Here is a 19,898-nt window from a genome sequence, read left to right on the forward strand (position 1 = left end):
CTTTGAGAATCTATATATACAGCCGTAAATCGGTATATACGGGCAAAGGGGAAAGCGTCGAAAACCAGATTGAAATGTGCAGGGAGTATATTTCAGCCAAAATCCCCGAATCAGATAAGGCGGAAATAGTCGTTTATGAAGACGAAGGCTTTTCTGCAAAAAATACGAACAGGCCGCAATTTCAGCAAATGCTCCGTGATATAAAACTAAACAAACCAGAATATGTTGTTTGTTACCGCCTTGACCGTATCAGCCGTAATGTCAGTGACTTTTCTTCTCTGATTGAAGACCTGAACAGCTATAATATTTCATTTGTCTGTATCAAGGAAGAATTCGACACCTCAAAGCCTATGGGAAAGGCCATGATGTACATAGCTTCGGTTTTCGCCCAACTGGAAAGAGAAACGATTGCAGAGCGTGTCCGTGACAATATGCTAATGCTGGCAAGGACCGGACGTTGGCTGGGCGGCACTACCCCCACAGGATTTACCTCTGAAAAGATGCAGGAAATCATCATTGACGGTAAAATCAAGACTTCCTGCAAGCTAAAGGACAATCCGGAGGAACTTAAAACCATCGACTGTATTCTGGAAAAGTTTTTAGAACTTCGGAGCATATCCGGCGTAAGCAAATACTTAATCAAGCAAGGAATCAAATCACGTACGGGGAAAATGTTCTCTCTGTTAGGTATTAAAGAAATACTGCAAAATCCGGTTTACTGTATCGCTGATGAAGACGCATGGGAATACTTTACGGAACATCATTCAGACGTTTGCTTTGAAAAAACCGAGTGTTCCAATAAATATGGTCTGCTGACATATAATAAACGTGATTATAGGAAGAAAAATGCCCCTAGACAGGGTATGGATAAATGGATTGTAGCCATCGGAAAGCACAAGGGGCGTATTTCCGGTAAAAAGTGGGTGGCCATTCAGAACATCTTGAAGGATAACATCCCCACAGGTACGAAACCAGCTGTCATGCATAATGACTATTCCCTGCTGTCCGGCTTAATCTTCTGCGACAAGTGCCAGAGCCGGATGTTCGCAAAGCAGCGAAGCGGCAAAGGCAGCAACCGTGAACTCTACGACTATATTTGTAACAACAAACTACGTGGAGGTTTAAAATTATGTGACTGTCAAAACCTCAATGGACAGCAGGCGGACGATATTGTTTGTGAATACCTCATGCAGTACACGGATGAGAATTCCGGCATCTACAAGCTGCTGGAAAAGCTGAAACAGGATTTACAGGGCCAGACACAAAAAAGTCCCCTATCAGTCATTGATGACAAAATCACCAAATGTAACAGCGAGATGGACAACCTGATTAACACACTGTCACACGGAAACTTAGGCACAGCTTTCATTGAACGTGTAAATGCCAGAATCATGGAACTGGACAAAGAACTGTCTTCCATGAAAGAAGAAAAAAAACGTCTGCAAAAGGATGTCAGCATCATAACTGACAGGGAAATCCAGGTAGATATGCTGTCCACGGCATTATCCAGCTTCAAAGACAACTTCCATACGCTGACGATTGAAGAAAAGCGTACCTTAATCAAGCTGATGGTTAAGAAAATTGTCTGGAATGGAAAAGACCTCCATATTTTTATCGACGGCGAGTAGGGAACTGTCAGCCATCTACTCGTCGTATGGAGCAAAGTTACCCTTTGGGTGGTGGCGCATTTCCCACCCTCATTGCAATTATCTCCATGTTCTTTGTGGGAGTGTCCGGAGGAGCCTTTGACTCCATGCTGTCAGCCCTGCTTCTGACCCTGTTTATTGTTCTGGGTGTGTGCATGACTTTTGTTGTCTCCAAAGGACTTTCCATGACCGTATTAAAGGGAATCCCCTCCTCCTTTACCCTGGAGCTGCCTCCCTACAGGCGTCCCCAGATTGGCAAGGTAATTGTCCGCTCCATCTTTGACCGGACACTGTTCGTGCTGGGAAGGGCTATTGCGGTGGCTGCCCCTGCCGGCCTGTTAATCTGGGTCATGGCAAATGTGCAGGTGGGCGGCATTACCCTGTTAGCCCACTGCTCCGGTTTCCTGGACCCATTTGCAAGGCTTCTGGGCATGGACGGCGTAATTCTCATGGCATTCATCCTGGGACTGCCTGCCAATGAAATTGTCATTCCCATCATTATCATGGCCTATATGGCCCAGGGCAGCCTTCTGGAATTTGACAGTCTGGCGCAGCTGCGGGATTTGCTGGTAAATAACGGCTGGACCTGGATTACCGCTGTCAGTACCATGCTCTTCTCCCTGATGCACTGGCCCTGCACCACCACGCTCCTTACCATCCGCAAGGAATCAGGCAGCTTCAAATGGACTGTCATTTCCTTCCTGGTGCCTACGGTCAGCGGAATCGTACTTTGCTTTGCCTTTGCAAGCGTGGCCCGGATGTTTGTATAGCAAGCGTGGCCCGGATGTTTGTATAAAATGTATTTCCCCGCCGCAAAGGACAGCTGAGCAAAAAGGATGGGACAGCAGCACACATATGCCTGTGCTGCGTCCCATCCTCATTATTTTTTATCAGTTAAATATCATGCCTTACGGATTAATACATTCCGCCCATATCAGGTGCTGCCGGGCCTGCCGGAGCCGGCTCCTTAATATTGGCAACAACAGTCTCTGTTGTCAGCAGTGTGGAGGCAACGCTGGTTGCGTTCTGAAGAGCGCTTCTGGTAACCTTTACAGGATCCAGGATGCCAGCTTCAATCATATCCACATACTCTTCCTTGTAAGCGTCAAAGCCGTGGCCTACAGGAGACTCTTTTACTTTATTTACAACAACGGAGCCTTCCAGTCCTGCGTTGGCTACGATGTGGAACAGAGGAGCTTCCAGAGCCTTTAAGATAATTCTGGCGCCTGTCTTCTCGTCGCCTTCCAGTCCGTCAGCAACGCTCTTTACTTCTCCTGCTGCGTGTACATATGCAGAGCCGCCGCCTGCGATGATGCCTTCCTCAACAGCTGCCCTTGTAGCGTTCAGCGCATCTTCCATGCGAAGCTTTGCTTCCTTCATCTCTGTCTCGGTAGCAGCGCCAACACGGATAACAGCTACGCCGCCTGCCAGCTTGGCCAGACGCTCCTGCAGCTTCTCCCTGTCAAAGTCAGAGGTGGTTTCCTCAATCTGCTTGCGAATCTGGGATACCCTTGCTGCAATGGCATCCTTATCGCCCATGCCGTCAACAATGATGGTGTTCTCCTTCTGAACCTTAACGGATTTTGCACGTCCTAACTGCTCCATGGTTGCATCCTTCAAATCCAGACCCAGTTCCTCGGAGATAACCGTACCGCCTGTGAGGATAGCGATATCCTGCAGCATCTCTTTTCTTCTGTCGCCGTAGCCGGGAGCCTTAACAGCAACTACATTGAATGTGCCTCTCAGCTTGTTTACAATCAGGGTGGTCAGTGCTTCGCCTTCCACATCCTCAGCAATGATGAGAAGTCTTGCGCCCATCTTAACTACCTGCTCTAACAGCGGAAGTAAATCCTGGATATTGGAAATCTTCTTATCAGTAATCAGCACGTATGGGTCGTCTAAATTAGCTTCCATCTTATCCATATCCGTGCACATATAAGCGGACAGGTAACCTCTGTCGAACTGCATACCTTCAACCAGGTCAAGCTCTGTCTTCATGGTCTTGGATTCTTCAATGGTGATAACGCCGTCCTTGGAAACCTTCTCCATAGCGTCTGCTACCATGGTTCCCACTTCGTCATCAGAAGCAGAGATGGCAGCTACTCTTGCAATCTGCTCCTTGCCGTTGATTGGCTTGCTCATCTTCTTGATGGCTTCCACGGCTGCGTCTGTAGCCTTCTTCATTCCCTTTCTCAGGATGATTGGGTTGGCGCCTGCTGCCAGGTTCTTCATGCCTTCGTTTACCATGGCCTGGGCCAGAACAGTTGCTGTGGTGGTACCGTCGCCGGCCACGTCGTTGGTCTTGGAAGCAACTTCCTTAATCAGCTGTGCGCCCATATTCTCATATGGATCCTGCAGCTCGATTTCCTTTGCAATGGTAACGCCGTCGTTTGTAATTAACGGAGCGCCAAAGGACTTATCCAGGACAACGTTGCGTCCTTTCGGTCCAAGGGTAACACGTACTGTATCTGCTAACTGGTTAACGCCTGCTTCCAGTGCCTTGCGGGCCTCTACGCCGTACTTAATCTGCTTTGCCATCTTTCATCAACCTCCAATATTTTATGTTCTACAATGTAATGTCCTGCTGTATTATTTATTATTCTACAACTGCCAGGATATCGTTCTGCTTTACGATAACGTACTTCTCATCCTCAATCTCCACTTCTGTGCCTGAGTACTTGGAGTAGATTACCTTGTCGCCGGCCTTAACCTGCATGGTTACTTCCTTGCCGTCAATAACTCCGCCTGGTCCCACTGCGATGACCTCTGCCTGCTGCGGCTTCTCCTTGGCTGCCCCCGGAAGGACGATGCCTGATTTTGTTGTCTCTTCTGCAACTAACTGCTTTAACACTACCTTGTCAAACAATGGTACTAACTTCATGATTGAATTCCTCCTTACACGATATTCTGATTTTTCTTTCTTGTTTTCTTTTCCTTACTTCTTTCTTTTGCTCACATGATATGTTATATCACCAGTTATTAGCACTGTCAAGAGTTGAGTGCTAATTTCTTTTAATTTTATTGTTTTTTTACAATTTGCTGTTTCTTTTTTTTTCCATTCGTATTACAATAATAACAATAAGGCATAATATGACCCATAGGGGAGCTTTTATGCATCACCATTACAAGAAAGGGGTTTTTGGCATGGCAAAGAAAGGTTGGGGTAAATTCGTAGCATTTGCAGCAGTGACCGGTGCTGTGGCTGCCGGTGTTTCCTACGTACTTCAGTATAAGACATACCACAGGGAGCTGGAAAAGGATTTCCGGGAATTTGAGGATGGCGGCGAGGACAGGACCGATGAGGACGGCACAGAGCGCACCATTGACACACGCAGCCTGGACCGCAATTACATCTCTCTTTCCTCCAGCAAGGACGAATTCAAGGTTGCTGCCAAGGATATGGCCCAGGCAACAAAGAACGTCCTTAAGGATGCCGGAAGCCTGTTATCAGACACTGCCCATGAGGCGGTTTCCGCTGCCGTGGACACGGCCCAGATTGCACTCCAGACCGTGAAGTCCAAGAAAGCGGATTTCATGGATGAGCACTCCAGGGATAAGGATGATGATTCTGATTTATTTGAAGATGAGGGATTTCTGGATGACGACTATGTGGATGAGGACGACCTCTATGATTACCGGCGCATGGACGGCAGTTCCTCCTATGATTCAGGAGACCTTACGGAAGATGATTACGATGACAGCAGCCAGGAGGAAGCGGAAGCAGTCCGCCCCACTGCTATCATTGAGGAAGATACGCTGGATTAGAACAAAACATATCAGCCGGACGGAAACATGTACGGCGGTATAAGGCAATATACAGCAAAAAAGTCCCGGGGACACAAAACCATCATGTCTCCGGGACTTTTCTGCCCCATTCTATTCTTCCCAGGCCAGAAGGTTAATCCATACCGGCTGGTCAGCCAGATTGCCGTCCATGATATAGGCATGGCTGTCATCCTCCTGGGACATCAGCTGGTATTCCCCCTGCTCCTCTATATAAATCCAGCGGTGGTCCAGCTGCACTGTGCCGTCCTTTGTCTCCAGCTTCCAGGTGGATGTCTCCCCCTCCTGGTTCAGGGTGGTATAAGTCACTTCCCCCTCCATCCTGTCACCGGAAAACCTTCCTGTCTTGCACACGTCCCTGGCCTCCCCTTCCGGGCCGGTCTCATAATAGCAGTATCCGGTATGGCCCTGCCCCTCCATCTTTCCGTCCTTCCACAGTCCCTGGGAGTAATCATACCTGGGCGCATCCAGCTCAACCACCTGGAGGGCCGTACATTCCCCTTCCGGCTTTCCATTCTGGAAGGTACCGTAATACAGGGTCTTAGGCATGGTGAGCACCAGACCCATGCCTTCTATGGACCCGCTGAATGACTGGCCGTCATAGAGATACCGTGTTCCGCCCATAGCCTCATAAAACAACGTCATAAGCGTCTCTTCCTCACGGTCCATCACCCGGGCCGCGGTCTCCAAATCCTGTGCCTCCAAGGCTTCCATGATTTCCGCCAGGACCTCTTTCTGGGACTGCGTTACATCCGGCAGTATCTCTATTTCCTCCCCTTTTCTCCGGGCCGGGTCCGCTCCTCCACCTTCCTGTACACCGGCTGCTCCCATTGAAGCGCCTGCCGCACCTGAATCAGCAGCATTCCCCATGAGCCTCCCATTTTCATTCGCTGCAGGTCCTTCCTGACCATACATCCAGCCATATCCACTGTCCGGCCTGCCATAGGCCTGGTCACAGACCCTGCCATGGGCCCTGTCATATTGGCCCCAGCAGGCGCTGATTCCCAGTACCGCTGCAAAGGCAGCCACAGCAGCCAAATCTGTCCATCTATCTTTCATGGCATACCATTCCCTTCCTGTAAACTTATCTCTTAATAATCCATTCAGCCGCCTAACATGTCCAGGCCCTTGCCAGCAGTTCAGTGCCCCTGCGGATTTCTTCCTCGCTGAGACTGGCATATCCCAGCATAACGGTTGAGCCGAACCGGCTCTCCTCCGGCTGTATGAAACATCCCGATATTCCGTATACCTTCACACCCAGGGCAGCCGCCCGGGCCACCAGACCTTCCTCCAGCTCTCCTTTTCTGTGGGTCAGCAGCACGTGAAGCCCTGCATACTCACCCCTGATTAAGAACCTGTCCTCCAGCTCCCTGAGGCCAGCCATCAGCGCATCGTGCTTTCCCTTGTACAGCGCCCTCATCCGGTTTAAATGCCGCTCATAATACCCCTGGGTTATAAACTGGTAGAGAATGTTCTGGTCAATCCTGGATACGGTGGAGAGGTAGTATCCGGCCCGTTCCCGGTATGCCTCCAGCAAATGCTCCGGCAGCACCATAAAGCCCACGCGGATAGCCGGGGCAATGGACTTGGAAAATGTTCCCATATAAATCACACGGCCGCCCCGGTCCATGCCCTGCAGCGCAGGAATAGGCTTTCCCTTGTATCTGAATTCACTGTCATAATCATCCTCAATCAGATACCGGTCCGCGGCGCTGTATGCCCAGGCCAGCAGCTCCTGCCTCCGCTTCACAGGCATGACAATTCCCGTGGGATACTGATGGGAGGGCATCACATAGGCCACATCCGCTCCGCTCCGGGCAAGCCGTTCCACATCCATGCCATAACGGTCCATATCCACCGGAACCACAGGATATCCCTCCCCCTTAAGCACCCTGTAGGCCTGCTTATAAGTGGGATTTTCCATGGCGATTCTCCTTCCGTTTCCCAAAATCTGGGACAGCAGCATCAGAAGATATTCGCTTCCTGCGCCGATGAGAATCTGCTCCGGCCTGCAGTTCACTCCTCTGGCAGAGTGAAGGTAATCTCCTATGGCAGTCCTGAGCGCTCTCTCCCCCTGGGGGTCCCCTGCCGCAAACATTTCCTTGTTGTCATCCACCAGTGTGTTTCTGCTGATTTTCCTCCATGTATTGAAAGGAAAACTGTCCAAATCAATACCTCTGGGAGAAAAATCCACTTCGTAGCAATCCTTCCCTGTGTCGCCCGGCTCCACAAAAGAGCCTCCGCCCTTTTGCCGCACTTCCACCAGCTCTTCTATCTTACACACAAAATAACCCTTGCACGGCAGGGCCTCTATATATCCTTCTGACAGCAGCTGGTCATAGGCCATCTGGGTGGTGCTGCGGCTCAGCCTCAGGTTTTTGGCCAGTATGCGGGTGGAAGGCAGCCGGCTTCCAGCCTCCATCTTTCCCTGGCGGATTTCATTCTTTATGTACTGGTAAATCTGTTCATAAAGAGGGCTGTCTGTCTGACTGTCAAAGGGTACCATCAGTTCCATGTTCCGCTCCTTCCCACCCTTAACTGGCATTATCACTTGTATTCGAAATAAACATTTTAATCATACCAGTTTGCCGGTAATGTGTCAATCTATTTTTGCTTTTATTCAGTTAATTTGCACTATTAGTACAGAGAACAGAGATAATTTTATAATAGTATACTATTTTTTCTGATTTGTACATTGTAATCACAGGTGTGTGGAATTATAATAAAAGTAGGAAGAGAACCGAAAAAACAATTAGGAAAGGATGGATGAACATGAGCGAACAGACTCTGAATATGTTAAGGAAACTATCTCCAAAAAAGGAACATTCACTGGCCTTCCGCTGTTTGATAGGGGCTGTGGCCATTGTACTGCTGACCGTGTTCATACACATCCTGGTCTTCACAGCCATAGAGAGAATCAGTGCGGGAAGGGATGTTCCGGAATGGTACCGGCTGCTTGCAGGCTTATCCGTGGATGCCCTTTATCCCCTGTTCATAGTATCCCTGATGTCCATCATCAAGCGGGTATTCCGCATACCGGTGCACCGTCTGGAACGCAGGGTCTTCAAGTTTACATATCTCTGCCTCGGCCTTATTGCTGCATCCAGAATCAGCATGTATGTGGGGCTCTATGTATTCTTCATGGCTTTGTTTGCAGCAGGCACAGCCATTTATATCATCATTGGCATACGTTTTCTCTACGAGCTTTTTAAATACCGCTTCATATCCTGCCGGTATTATTAGGCATCTGCATCAAAAGGCCAGGGAACCTCTTTCATCAGGTTCCCCGGCCTTTCTTTATCTTGTTTGTGGTTCTATCTGATAACTCTATTTCGGAAGTTTGAATGAGCTCTTCAGGGAAACAATCCGGTTGAACACCGGCTTTTCCGGCGTACTGTCTTTGCAGTCCACGCAGAAAAATCCGTTGCGGACAAACTGATAGCTGTCATAGGCCTTTCCCTCTGCCAGAGCCGGCTCCACATAGCACTCCTTCAGTACAATCAGGGAGTTGGGATTCAGGTTCAGGCTGCCGTCATCATTCAGCTTGCCCTTCTCCTCATCCACAATATTCTCATACAGACGGCATTCCACCTGCCTTGCAGTGGGAACAGCCACCCAGTGGATGGTTCCTTTTACCTTTCGTCCCTCAAAGCCGGAACCGCTCTTTGTCTCCGGGTCATAGGTACCGTGAACCACGGTGACATTGCCGTCAGCGTCCTTTTCACATCCTGTGCACTTCACGAAATATGCCCCCATCAGGCGGACCTCATTGCCGGAGAACATACGGAAATACTTTTTCGGAGGCTCTTCCATGAAATCCTCGCGCTCAATATAAAGCTCCCGGCAAAATGGCACCTTTCTGTCTCCCAGCTCCGGATTTTCCAGATTGTTGGGCACATCCAGCATCTCTGTTTGTCCTTCAGGATAATTGTCAATGACCAGCTTCACCGGATTCAGGATAGCCATCATACGCGGCTTCTTAAGCTTTAAATCCTCGCGGATGCAGTATTCCAGCATGGCATAGTCCACGGAGCTGTTGGCCTTGGATACGCCCACCATCTCCACGAACATCTTAATGGATTCCGGGGTATACCCCCTTCTTCTCAGCGCTGCAATGGACACCAGACGGGGGTCATCCCAGCCGTCCACGATTTTATCCTCCACCAGCTTTTTGATATAACGCTTGCCTGTTATGACATTGGTCAGGTACAGTTTGGCAAACTCAATCTGGCGGGGTGGATTCTCGAACTCGCACTCCTTTACCACCCAGTCATAGAGCGGCCTGTGGTCCTCAAACTCCAGGGTACAGATGGAGTGGGTGATATGTTCAATGGCATCCTCAATGGGATGAGCGAAATCATACATGGGATAGATGCACCACTTATCTCCCGTGTTGTGATGGGACATACGGGCAACACGGTAGATGACCGGGTCTCTCATGTTGATATTGGGGGAAGCCATGTCAATCTTGGCCCTGAGCACCTTCTCTCCATCCTGGTACTTTCCCTCCTTCATCTCCTCGAACAATGCGAGATTCTCCTCCACGGAACGGTTCCTGTAAGGACTCTCCTTGCCCGGTGTGGTGAAATCGCCTCTGTATTCCCTAATCTGGTCCGCTGTCAGGTCACAGACAAATGCCTTGCCCTTCTTAATCAGGAACACGGCGCACTGGTACATCTGGTCAAAATAATTAGACGCAAAGAAAAGCCTGTCCTCAAAATCAGCGCCCAGCCATTTCACGTCATCCATGATGGACTCCACAAATTCAGTCTTCTCTTTTGTCGGGTTTGTATCGTCAAAACGCAGGTTGAACTTGCCGCCGTATTTCTGTGCCAGGCCGTAGTTCAGTAAGATGGACTTGGCATGTCCGATATGCAAATAACCGTTTGGCTCCGGTGGGAAGCGGGTCTGGACATGGTCATAAACACCCTCTGCCAGGTCCTTGTCAATCTCCTGTTCAATGAAATTTCTGGAGATTACCTCCTTTTCCTCAGTTTCCATTACGGTATCCTTGTCTGCCATAATTGTTCCTCCGTTACGTTGCTATTGTGATAAATATAATTATTAATCATATCACAATTATGACATATGGGAAAGGGGGAAAAGAAATTATTTCATACCGGCTGTGAAATACCGGCTATCCGGAAACACGGCTTTATCCATGGAATGGTTGATGTCCCTGAGATGTGCATACAGGGTATCATAAATTCTCATTTTATCCTCGTAAGCCTCATGCCTTTTCATGTCAGGAACAGCCATTCCCTGAGTCCTTACCATGGCTTTTACCGCTGCATCAACTGTATCATAAATACCGTCAGATACCGCGCCCAGGATAGCACCTCCTGCAGCCCCTGTCTGCCCGCATTCCACGCTGTGAATTTCGCATCCCAGGATATCTGCCTTCATTTGTAATATTTCATTCGAAAGTGCTCCCCCTGTGGAAACAATTCTAGTAATTGGTATACCTGCCTTATGCAGACATTTGTATATCCCGCAGAGTTCCATTTGGATTCCTTCCACAATGGCCTGGTATAAATCCTCCCGTCTTGCATCCAATGTAAGCCCCAGTATTGCCCCCCTGGAGCCATCATCCATATAAGGTGTAGCTGCCCCGGAAAAATGGGGCAGTACATAGAGCTGCGTTGGTTCATATTGGATACTGCTATTTAGTTCCCTGAAGCAAGTATTCTGTCTCTCCTTTAATACATCCCTGACGAACCATCTCAAAATTGAACCGGAGGCATTGCTCCAGGCAACCGTATTATACAGCCCTTTCACAGCAGAAGGTTCACAGGAAATATTATATCGTTCTATCCCGGATTCTGTTAAGACGCCTGGTCTCATCATCACCGTAAGCCCTTCTGTTGTCCCAGCTGCATTAACGCACTCTCCCGCTCTGCATACCCCGGCTCCGATTGCATTGGCAATATGGTCATGACAGCCTGCTACTACCAGGCACTTTCCGCCACAGCCTAGTTTACGCCTTATCTCCTGCCGTATACAACCCGCAATATACCCGGCCTGCACAGGCTTTGATACGAGGGAATCCGATAAACCGGCCTGTGTAAACAGGTATTCCGACCAATTACATGTTCTGTAGTCAAACAGCATGGTTCGCGATGCAATAGAATAATCTATAACCGCTTCACCACACAATCTGTATATAATAAAATCCTGAAACGAAAAAATCTTCCAGGTCTTATCAAGTAATCGGGGGAGCTGACCCTTCATCCACAGTATCTTGCTCAGGGAGTACAGGCAATCTGCCGGCAGACCGGTAATCTCCGTTATTGTCCGATTCCCGGTTTCCTGAATAAAACGCCTGCCTTCCTCTCTTCCCCTGACATCCGTACCTGTAATCCCTTTTGTCAGGCACATGCCATCCTTGTCTACGGCAATCACCGACTCCCCCAGGGAGGACACTGTGATGGTCTCCACCTCACACTCCCTGCTTACTGTTTGCAGACAGTTGAGAACTGCTCTCCAGACTGCCTCCGGGTCCAGCTCCCTCCATCCCCTGGCCATACCCTCAAAACCATAGCTGACATACCATATTTTCTTAAGATTTCCCGTTTCATCCATACATACGGCCTTTGTTCCGGATGTTCCTATATCCAGTCCGACAAAATACATATCCTCTTATCCCCTGTTCCGAAACAGCTTAATGGCATACCGGGCCTTTTCCTTCATCAGCTCTCTCGAATACTCACAAATCTCATGAAAATACGGCGGTTTATCAGAAGAGCTGATAAACTGTGTCAGCCTTTTGGAAGGCTCGCAGGCCATATATGTATAATAATTTATCTTACGTATTCCTCCGTCAATGCATGCCCGTGTGTCTTCCTCACTGAGCCCGGAACCGCCATGCATCACCAGAGGCGTGTTCGGCAGGGCTTTTCTGATGGCTCCCAGACGCTCATAATCCATCTCCGGTTTCTCAATATAAATACCATGAACAGAACCAAAGGAAACCACCAGACTGTCCACCTGTGTCTGTTCTACATACCTGGCAGCCTTCTCCGGCTTCGTGAAAAAATATTCCAGTGATTCCCCATCAGGAAGCGCCCTTCCCTGTCCGGTCACATTACTTGGCATCTCACCGTACTCACCTTCAACCGTCACATGAATCTCCCGGCATACATCCACCACTTTTTTTGTCCTTGCTACATTCTCTTCAAACGAAAACCTTGCGAAATCTGCCATGACAGACGTAAATCCAAGACTTAGCGCCTTATAAATATATGCTTCTGTTGTTCCATGGTCCAAATGAAGAGAACAGGGAACCGTGGATTTTTCAGCAGCAACCTTCATCAGCGGTCCCATAAGCTCAATAGGTGCATACGGCTCATGAAGTTGGGCATGGCTTAATATGACTGGAGTCCGTTCCTCCTCAGCAGCCTCCAAAACAGCCCGAAGCATGGTCAGGCTGGTTGTGTTGATGCCTGCCACCGCATAATTATGTTTCATTGCATCCTCTAATAATACTTTGCTGTTAACTAACATATATTTTCCCTCCTGTTCTTCCAGTGAAAGATTTCTTTAAACTCCCCATAAAGCTCGTTGTAGCGTTTTTCATGGGATGGATTAGGAACATACACCTTTTCCATATGGACAAGGCTGTCCGCCCCTTGTTTTAATGTATGGAAAATCCCAAGCGCTTTTCCCGACAAAATCGCGTCTCCTATGACGCCTGTCTCATTTCCGCTGACACTCTCCACCTCTCTGTCCCATATATCGGCTTTAATCTGCATCCAAACAGGAGAAAATGATGCTCCTCCCACAGTTCTAATCATTGGAATGGAAATCCCGTACGTCTCCAGTATTTCCATGTTCATCCGAATATGAAAAGCAGTTCCCTCCATCAGTCCTTTATACAAATCATATTTGGACGTGTCCAGGGTCATGCCGTAGAACATTCCCTTTGATTCCAATGAAAAACAGGGCGTTCCTGATACAGAAAAGTCCGGAATAACAATGATGCCTGAAGGCCCTTCAGATACACGGCTGTCCAGTGTCCGGTAAGTACCACCGTCTCCCAGCTGGTTTCTAAACCATTTTATAAGAGAACCGCTGGTCAGCCCTAGTCCATATGTGGCATATGTGTTGTGAATGACGTATGGAATACAGCTGTAGTTGCATTTCATCATAAAATCCTCACGGCGGGGCCCATCCATTAATACACTGATTGTTTCGCAGCTTCCTGAAACATTTACAGCCGTACTGCCATCTGTCATTCCTGCTCCCAGTGCACAGCACCAGCCATCATGTCCTCCCGTGATTATTTCTGCAGTTTCATTTATACCCAGTTCAGCCGCCAGCCGGGTCCGTATTCTTCCAACAACTGTTCCGGAGGGGTAAACTTCTGACATCAGTCCCATATCCACTCCTGCTGCCTGGAAAATCCGCTCCTCCCACTTCTTTTTCACCACATCAAACGCCATGGTCCTGGCTGCAAGGGAGTGGCTGATTCCTCTTATTCCTGTCAGCATGTATATGATGAAATCTTCATAGAGAAGATATTTCTCTATTCTGTTGTAATAAGACTCATTTTGACGAATCCACATCATTTTTTCAATACTGTACGTTCCATTGGGTACATTACCTGTAGTCTGGTAAATCCACTTTTCTCCCAGTTGCCGCACTAACTCTCGGCTCTCCTTTTGGCCTCTTATATCATTAAACAGAATAGACGGTGCCAAGACCCTGTCCTTTTCATCCAATGCAACCCCGGCCTCTCCAATAGAAGATACGGCAACCCCTTCAACCGGTTCATCAAGCTGAGCGGCAGCATCATGCAAAACCTTTTTTACTTGATTCCAGACCACCCTTCCATCCAATTCATAATACCCGCCATGGGAACTGCAATCGTAATCCTGTCTGGCAAAGGCCAAACGCTTTCCCCGTTCATTGAAAAAAGCACATTTAACTCCGCTGCTTCCTATGTCCAGACCTCCAAATGCCATGAACCCACCCCCTGCTAATCTGAAAACTTGTATCCGTTACTCAAAAGGGAGATTGTTTCTTTTGCCGACTCTGTCATGGCCCTCTTGGCTATCTCTTCTATTTCATGATAATAAAGCGGCCTATCCGGACGTATTGAATTTCTGATAGCATTCTGCGCGCTGGTTGACACTTTTGTATAAACGTTCACTTTACTAAGACCATATGTAATAGCCTTTTGCAGCTCTGAAGGTTCCACCCCTGAGGAACCATGCATGACCAATGCACATTCTGAAGCCTGATGCAGTTTTGTTAAGTGTTCGAAATCAAGGACCGGTTTTGCCACGGTCATGCCATGTACAGTTCCAAATGATACTGTCAGTGCATCTGCGCCTGTCAATTCGATAAAACGGCCTATTTCCTCTGGCTTAGTAAAAAATTCCTTTAGGTCCAAATTGCCTCCTGCCTGTTCTACCATTTCCACATTTGGCATTCTTCCAACCAATCCCTCTACAGAAATTCCAACACTATGGCAGAAGGTAACACACATTTTAACAATTTTCGCATTCTCCTCAAAATCCAAATTTGAGAAATCCGCCATGACAGATGTATACCCTGCCTTAATGGCTTTCATGATATAATCAATACTCGTTCCATGGTCAAGATGCAGGCATACAGGAACTTTGGCCTGCTCCGCCATATGCGCCATAACCGGCCCGAACTTTTCAACCGGCCCATACTCATCATATAACTGGGCCTGTCCAATGATAACAGGGGCATTCATGTCCTCTGCTGCCTGCAGTACAGCTTCGCAGGTATCAATTGTAGGCGTGGTAAAGCCAGCAACTGCATAATGATTGGTTCTGGCGTCATCCAACAATGTTTTTAAATTTACTAGCATCTTTCTCTATCCTTCCTTTCATACTTTATTTGCTGCACGGTTCTTGCGCATGACATCTATGATAACGGATATAGCAACAACAAGACCTTTTACGATTAACTGATAGAAAGAATTCAAATTAATCAGGTTCAATCCATTGTTAATAACTCCTATCATCAACACACCTATCATGGTTCCGCCAATCCGCCCAATACCGCCTGACATGCTTGCGCCTCCCAGGGCTGTGGCAGCAATCGCGTCTAACTCAAAATTCTGTCCAAGAGTCGGGGAACCGGAACCCAGCCTGGCTGTCCAGATGACACCGCAGAATGCCGCGAAAAATCCACCTATCAGATATGGTATCATCTTTATGAGTTTTACGTTAATGCCGGAATACTCAGCCGCCAGCTCGTTCCCTCCAATCGCATACAGATATGTCCCCATTTTTGTCCTGTACATCAGTATGCATATTAAAACCACAAAAAAGGATGAATAAATTACCGCTATGGAAATACCGCCAAACATGGTGGTTGTCCCCAGTCTGGTAAATGCATCCTCGGAGCACCGGACAGGAGCGCCGTTACATATAACCTGACAAAGTCCCCTCCCAATATTCTGAGTGGCCAAGGTTGCAATAAATGCAGGAATCTTTATATGCGCAATTAAAATCCCGTTAATAAGTCCAACAATAAGCCCAATCCCCAGACAGAAAAGAATGACCATCCATATTGGATACCTTCCTGTACCTATCAATGTAGCACACACGATTCCGGCTAATCCTACGGTGGAGCCAACCGATATATCAATCAGACCCAGTATAATTACCATGGTCAGGGCGCATGCCAGCATCATATTCGTAGATACCGACTTCAGAATATTCAGGAAATTATCCTTTGATATAAACTTATCCGACAGCAGGGACACTATGGCACACAGAGCAAGAAGCCCCAATAACGGACCAAGATTCATTTGAAACCATCCAATCACAGGATTCCTATTTTTATTCTTCTGTTTCATCTGCTTTCCTCCCCGCTGCATAATCCATGATTTTCTCCTGGCTGAATTCTGACCGGCTGATTTCTCCTCTGATATGCCCTTCACTCATGATATAAATACGGTCACACATATTGATGACTTCCGGAAGCTCTGATGAAACCAAAATGACAGAAACTCCTTCTCCCGCCAGCTGATTTACAATCCGGTAAATTTCAGATTTGGACCCCACATCAATTCCCCTTGTCGGTTCATCCAATATTATGACTTTAGGCTTATTTGCCAGCCATTTTCCCAAGACCACCTTTTGCTGGTTTCCTCCGCTCAGATTTCCTACCAGCTGTTCTCCTGAGGTTACCTTGATGGAAAATGCATCCACATAATGCTTCACCATCTCGGTTCTTTTTTTCTTATTAACCCTTATGCCCCTGATGATTTCATTCAAGGCTGCCAGCGTCATATTAAATGCAACCGAGTTAATCAGAATCAGCCCCTCATTTTTCCTGTCCTCCGGAATATAAGCAATTCCCGCACGAATGGCATCCCTGGGCCTCCTTATATCTATCTGCTTTCCATCCAAGCAGACACATCCGCTGTCCGTGCTGAGTATACCGAAAATCCCCTTCATGACCTCTGTCCTGCCAGCTCCTACAAGGCCGGAAAAACCCACGATTTCTCCATATCGCGCATAAAAACTCACATCCTTAAACCTGCGTCCGCAGCATAGCTTTTTCACTTCCAGAGAGACGCCGCCAATGGGATTATCTGTTTTAATATAATATTTTGTAAGCTCACGTCCAACCATCATATTTATCAGCTGCTCTGATGTGACGTCCTCAATCCGGCAGGTCTGAATTGTATGCCCGTCCCTCAAAACAGTAACCCGGTCAGCAATTTCATATAATTCCGATATTTTATGGGATATATAAATAATTCCCGCTCCTTTTGCTTTCAGAAGGCCGATGGTTTTAAACAGCAAATCCACTTCATGGTCTGATAAAGATGATGTAGGTTCATCCATGACTATAATTCTGGCCTCAGTGGAAACAGCCTTCATGATTTCCACCAGCTGCTGCATGCCGATTGAAAGGTCTTGTATCAGTGTGTCGGGCGACAGATTTAAACCAAATTCCCGAATGATTTTATTTGTCTCTTCATACATCTGCTTCTTGTCCAGAAATCCCGTCTTGTTTTTCAGTTCCCTGCCAAGAAACATATTCTCAGCAATCGTACGAAACGGTACCAGGACAATCTCCTGATGAATAATCCGAATCTCATTCCTCTGCGCATCCATGACAGAGTTTACTTTCACTTCTTTTCCCTGTAGAAGAATAGTCCCGCTGTCTGCTGTATAAATTCCTCCAAGTATTTTAATCAGGGTGGACTTACCTGCGCCATTCTCACCCAGCAGCGCATGTACTTCCCCTTCTTTCAAATCCAGATTAACCTGGTCAAGGACCTTCACTCCGGGAAATGATTTGCAGATATCCTGCATTTCCAAAAGAAACTTATCCGCCATACTATATCACATCCTTTTAAGCAAAAGGGCCGACGATGCGGCCCTTTCTGCACTATCTAACCGATTCGGCCATTAAGGAATACCAACATAGCCTCTTTCACCTTTTCCTCCATGATTTCCATTGCCAGTTTAGCCAGTCTCCCATAATGCACCGGGGTCCCGTCAGCCTGCTGGATGACATCCAGCAGAACCGGTGCCGGAGCTGTGTCCATGGCCGTAAAATAATTAATTTTTCTGATACCTGCATCAATGGCATGACGGGTCTGTTCCTTTCCCGTACCGGACCCGCCGTGCATTACGAGAGCTGTCTTTTCCGGTGTGGCTCTTCTAATCTGTTCTACCCGTCCGATATCCAGATGAGGTTCCCCTTCATAACTGCCATGAACCGTTCCAAAGGAAATTGCCAATGCATCCACTCCTGTCTGTTCTGCAAACAGAGCTGCTTCCCGGGGATTTGTAAAATATGCTTCCATATTACTCAAATCGCTTTTTTCCTTACCATTTGCACAGCCGGCCATATTATTGGGCATGGCCCCTATTTCTGCTTCCACGGAAATTCCAAGGGGATGGGCCAGTTCTGCAAACTGTTTTACCCTGTGTATATTTGTTTCCAAAGGCAAAGATGAACAATCATACATGATGGATGTAAAACCTAGGCGGATTGCTTTCATCAGATATGGAAAGGTTTCTCCGTGGTCAATATGTACGGCTACCGGTATCCTTGCATTTCTTGCATATTCCACCATCAACGGTGCTATAACCTCAATGGGAATTACCTCTTCTTCATTCTCGGCATGGTTCAGGACAACAGGCGCGCCTAATACCTCAGCAGCCCGTATAACGGCCCTCAGGGTTTCCAGAGTGGGCGTATTAAAAGAGCCGACGGCATATTTGTGCTGTTCACAGTCCTGTAAAATATCCTTTAAATTAACCAGCATATAACATCTCCTTTACTGCCATCCGTCAATTCCATATTCCTGTACGTTTTCTGCTGTGATGCTGAATGCCTCTATGGATGTATTGAATTCAACCTTCTCCCCTTTTATTAACTTAAAGCAGTTCTCCGCCCCAATTCTTCCTATTCCCAGAGGCGACTGGCCTGATGACTGTACAAATCCGTCTTTTCCCAGAACTGCCTTGGCATCCGGCGACCCGTCTTTACCGTAAACAGCAATCTCTCCTGCTTTTCCTGCTTCTTTAATGGCCTGAATCACACCAAATGCCGATTGGTCATTTACGCAGTAGAACAGGTCGATATCATCGTGAGCCTGGAGTATGTCTGTTGCCTGCGTAAAAGACTGTTCCATGTTTCCCTTTCCATCTGCCTCTGCTACATTGACATATGCCTCAGGGTTCTTTGCATGTTCCTTGATTGCATCCCAGAATGCATTTACTGTAACGATGCATGATTCAGATGTGGGTGAATGCATGATGCCGATTTTAGCTCCATCCGGAAAACGTTCCACCACATCCTGTCCCGATACATAGCCCAGTCCATAATTGTCCGATGCCACAATTGCATCAACCACGTCGTAATCATTTTCATTTACCACATTATCAATATTTACCACATAAACGCCTGCATCTTTACATGCCTGCATAATATTACGGCTGCCTGCCGAGTCCACAGGTATGAACAGAAGGGCTTTTATCCCCATGCTAATCATGTCATCAATCTGGGCTGCCTGCACTGAGGCATCCATCTGCGGGTCGAATTTAACCAGTTCCGCACCGTTTTCAGCCACTACTTCCTCTATGGCGCTTCCTACTGCCGAGAAATAGGGATTAACCATTGTCATGGGTGAATATCCTATAAGTATCTTCTCTTCTGTTTCTCCCTCTGCCTCCGTTTCCTTATCAGCTTCTTCCTTCCCGGAGGTTTCTGCTGCTGACTCTGCTGCTGGTTTTACAGCTTCCGTCTCCTGTTTTTCTGTTGTTTCTTTTGACCCCTCCTGCCCCGAGCACGCGGTCAGTACCATAACAAGTAACAATCCCATAGCCAAATGTTTGAATCTTCTCATTTTCTACCTCCCGTACCTTCTTATAAATTATCTGTCTGTTGTATGTTACATTCTCAGTTTATCATTAAAATATCGTAATTTCAACATATCTGACTATTTTTACTATCATATACGAT

General features: G+C 47.4%; 16 protein-coding genes and 1 pseudogene. 4 read left to right on the top strand and 13 right to left on the bottom strand.

Features of this window, described 5'->3' with window-relative positions; genetic code table 11:
- Window positions 1-2: 2 nt before the first annotated feature.
- Window positions 3-1,628 carry a recombinase family protein gene (locus I2H39_RS15270; protein ID WP_195626902.1) on the top strand — a complete coding sequence of 542 codons (1,626 nt, stop codon included), beginning with the start codon at window positions 3-5 and terminating at the stop codon, window positions 1,626-1,628.
- Between the two features lie 59 nt (window positions 1,629-1,687).
- A pseudogene (locus tag I2H39_RS15275) lies at window positions 1,688-2,416 on the top strand (nucleoside recognition domain-containing protein); the annotation flags it as partial.
- Between the two features lie 145 nt (window positions 2,417-2,561).
- Here I2H39_RS15275 and groL read toward each other — a convergent pair.
- Window positions 2,562-4,184 (bottom strand): chaperonin GroEL, encoded by a 1,623-nt coding sequence (gene groL / locus I2H39_RS15280; RefSeq protein ID WP_138311681.1) that lies wholly within the window; start codon window positions 4,182-4,184, stop codon window positions 2,562-2,564.
- A gap of 58 nt (window positions 4,185-4,242) precedes the next feature.
- Window positions 4,243-4,527, bottom strand: a complete 285-nt coding sequence (locus tag I2H39_RS15285; protein WP_002565271.1) for a co-chaperone GroES — start codon at window positions 4,525-4,527, stop codon at window positions 4,243-4,245.
- Window positions 4,528-4,790: 263 nt separating this feature from the next.
- Between I2H39_RS15285 and I2H39_RS15290 the strand changes: the two genes are divergently transcribed.
- Entirely contained in the window at window positions 4,791-5,411 is a 621-nt protein-coding gene (locus I2H39_RS15290; protein ID WP_330640779.1) for a hypothetical protein, read from the top strand.
- Between the two features lie 111 nt (window positions 5,412-5,522).
- Here I2H39_RS15290 and I2H39_RS15295 read toward each other — a convergent pair whose 3' ends face one another.
- On the bottom strand, window positions 5,523-6,488 hold the full coding sequence (locus tag I2H39_RS15295; RefSeq protein WP_195626903.1) for a hypothetical protein: 966 nt from the start codon (window positions 6,486-6,488) through the stop codon (window positions 5,523-5,525).
- Window positions 6,489-6,540: 52 nt separating this feature from the next.
- Window positions 6,541-7,944, bottom strand: a complete 1,404-nt coding sequence (locus I2H39_RS15300) for a PLP-dependent aminotransferase family protein (RefSeq protein ID WP_138311684.1) — start codon at window positions 7,942-7,944, stop codon at window positions 6,541-6,543.
- Between the two features lie 257 nt (window positions 7,945-8,201).
- Between I2H39_RS15300 and I2H39_RS15305 the strand changes: the two genes are divergently transcribed.
- Window positions 8,202-8,672 carry a hypothetical protein gene (locus I2H39_RS15305; RefSeq protein WP_195626904.1) on the top strand — a complete coding sequence of 157 codons (471 nt, stop codon included), beginning with the start codon at window positions 8,202-8,204 and terminating at the stop codon, window positions 8,670-8,672.
- 84 nt (window positions 8,673-8,756) lie between these two features.
- On the opposite strand, the gene I2H39_RS15310 is transcribed toward I2H39_RS15305, so the two are convergent.
- The 9 genes from I2H39_RS15310 to I2H39_RS15350 form a co-directional block, all read right to left on the bottom strand.
- Window positions 8,757-10,451 (bottom strand): glutamine--tRNA ligase/YqeY domain fusion protein, encoded by a 1,695-nt coding sequence (locus tag I2H39_RS15310; protein ID WP_195626905.1) that lies wholly within the window; start codon window positions 10,449-10,451, stop codon window positions 8,757-8,759.
- An 87-nt stretch (window positions 10,452-10,538) separates the two neighbouring features.
- Window positions 10,539-12,062: an FGGY-family carbohydrate kinase gene (locus I2H39_RS15315; RefSeq protein ID WP_195626906.1), complete on the bottom strand. Its 1,524-nt coding sequence runs from the start codon at window positions 12,060-12,062 to the stop codon at window positions 10,539-10,541.
- Between the two features lie 6 nt (window positions 12,063-12,068).
- Complete coding sequence (locus tag I2H39_RS15320) at window positions 12,069-12,932, bottom strand: class II fructose-bisphosphate aldolase (protein ID WP_195626907.1); 864 nt, start codon at window positions 12,930-12,932, stop codon at window positions 12,069-12,071.
- Window positions 12,926-14,392 carry an FGGY-family carbohydrate kinase gene (locus I2H39_RS15325; RefSeq protein WP_195626908.1) on the bottom strand — a complete coding sequence of 489 codons (1,467 nt, stop codon included), beginning with the start codon at window positions 14,390-14,392 and terminating at the stop codon, window positions 12,926-12,928. The genes I2H39_RS15320 and I2H39_RS15325 overlap by 7 nt, the downstream gene beginning before the upstream one ends.
- A 14-nt stretch (window positions 14,393-14,406) precedes the next feature.
- Window positions 14,407-15,270, bottom strand: a complete 864-nt coding sequence (locus I2H39_RS15330; RefSeq protein ID WP_195626909.1) for a class II fructose-bisphosphate aldolase — start codon at window positions 15,268-15,270, stop codon at window positions 14,407-14,409.
- 18 nt (window positions 15,271-15,288) lie between these two features.
- On the bottom strand, window positions 15,289-16,266 hold the full coding sequence (locus tag I2H39_RS15335) for an ABC transporter permease (RefSeq protein ID WP_195626910.1): 978 nt from the start codon (window positions 16,264-16,266) through the stop codon (window positions 15,289-15,291).
- Window positions 16,250-17,761, bottom strand: coding sequence for a sugar ABC transporter ATP-binding protein (locus tag I2H39_RS15340; RefSeq protein WP_195626911.1), 1,512 nt, complete (start codon window positions 17,759-17,761; stop codon window positions 16,250-16,252). Before I2H39_RS15340 ends, I2H39_RS15335 begins: the two co-directional genes overlap by 17 nt.
- A gap of 56 nt (window positions 17,762-17,817) precedes the next feature.
- Window positions 17,818-18,699, bottom strand: a complete 882-nt coding sequence (locus tag I2H39_RS15345) for a class II fructose-bisphosphate aldolase (RefSeq protein ID WP_195626912.1) — start codon at window positions 18,697-18,699, stop codon at window positions 17,818-17,820.
- A 12-nt stretch (window positions 18,700-18,711) separates the two neighbouring features.
- Window positions 18,712-19,782, bottom strand: a complete 1,071-nt coding sequence (locus I2H39_RS15350; protein ID WP_195626913.1) for a substrate-binding domain-containing protein — start codon at window positions 19,780-19,782, stop codon at window positions 18,712-18,714.
- Window positions 19,783-19,898 lie beyond the last annotated feature (116 nt).

The sequence above is a fragment of the Clostridium sp. 1001283B150225_161107_B6 genome (assembly GCF_015556325.1).
GTDB lineage: Bacteria > Bacillota > Clostridia > Lachnospirales > Lachnospiraceae > Enterocloster.

What these genes read in the sequence shown, in the direction of transcription:
- groL (WP_138311681.1), bottom strand. Translation starts at nt 4,184, where the DNA reads ATGGCAAAGCAGATTAAGTACGGCGTAGAGGCCCGCAAGGCACTGGAA.
- I2H39_RS15285 (WP_002565271.1), bottom strand. Translation starts at nt 4,527, where the DNA reads ATGAAGTTAGTACCATTGTTTGACAAGGTAGTGTTAAAGCAGTTAGTT.
- I2H39_RS15290 (WP_330640779.1), top strand. Translation starts at nt 4,791, where the DNA reads ATGGCAAAGAAAGGTTGGGGTAAATTCGTAGCATTTGCAGCAGTGACC.
- I2H39_RS15295 (WP_195626903.1), bottom strand. Translation starts at nt 6,488, where the DNA reads ATGAAAGATAGATGGACAGATTTGGCTGCTGTGGCTGCCTTTGCAGCG.
- I2H39_RS15300 (WP_138311684.1), bottom strand. Translation starts at nt 7,944, where the DNA reads ATGGAACTGATGGTACCCTTTGACAGTCAGACAGACAGCCCTCTTTAT.
- I2H39_RS15305 (WP_195626904.1), top strand. Translation starts at nt 8,202, where the DNA reads ATGAGCGAACAGACTCTGAATATGTTAAGGAAACTATCTCCAAAAAAG.
- I2H39_RS15310 (WP_195626905.1), bottom strand. Translation starts at nt 10,451, where the DNA reads ATGGCAGACAAGGATACCGTAATGGAAACTGAGGAAAAGGAGGTAATC.
- I2H39_RS15315 (WP_195626906.1), bottom strand. Translation starts at nt 12,062, where the DNA reads ATGTATTTTGTCGGACTGGATATAGGAACATCCGGAACAAAGGCCGTA.
- I2H39_RS15320 (WP_195626907.1), bottom strand. Translation starts at nt 12,932, where the DNA reads ATGTTAGTTAACAGCAAAGTATTATTAGAGGATGCAATGAAACATAAT.
- I2H39_RS15325 (WP_195626908.1), bottom strand. Translation starts at nt 14,392, where the DNA reads ATGGCATTTGGAGGTCTGGACATAGGAAGCAGCGGAGTTAAATGTGCT.
- I2H39_RS15330 (WP_195626909.1), bottom strand. Translation starts at nt 15,270, where the DNA reads ATGCTAGTAAATTTAAAAACATTGTTGGATGACGCCAGAACCAATCAT.
- I2H39_RS15335 (WP_195626910.1), bottom strand. Translation starts at nt 16,266, where the DNA reads ATGAAACAGAAGAATAAAAATAGGAATCCTGTGATTGGATGGTTTCAA.
- I2H39_RS15340 (WP_195626911.1), bottom strand. Translation starts at nt 17,761, where the DNA reads ATGGCGGATAAGTTTCTTTTGGAAATGCAGGATATCTGCAAATCATTT.
- I2H39_RS15345 (WP_195626912.1), bottom strand. Translation starts at nt 18,699, where the DNA reads ATGCTGGTTAATTTAAAGGATATTTTACAGGACTGTGAACAGCACAAA.
- I2H39_RS15350 (WP_195626913.1), bottom strand. Translation starts at nt 19,782, where the DNA reads ATGAGAAGATTCAAACATTTGGCTATGGGATTGTTACTTGTTATGGTA.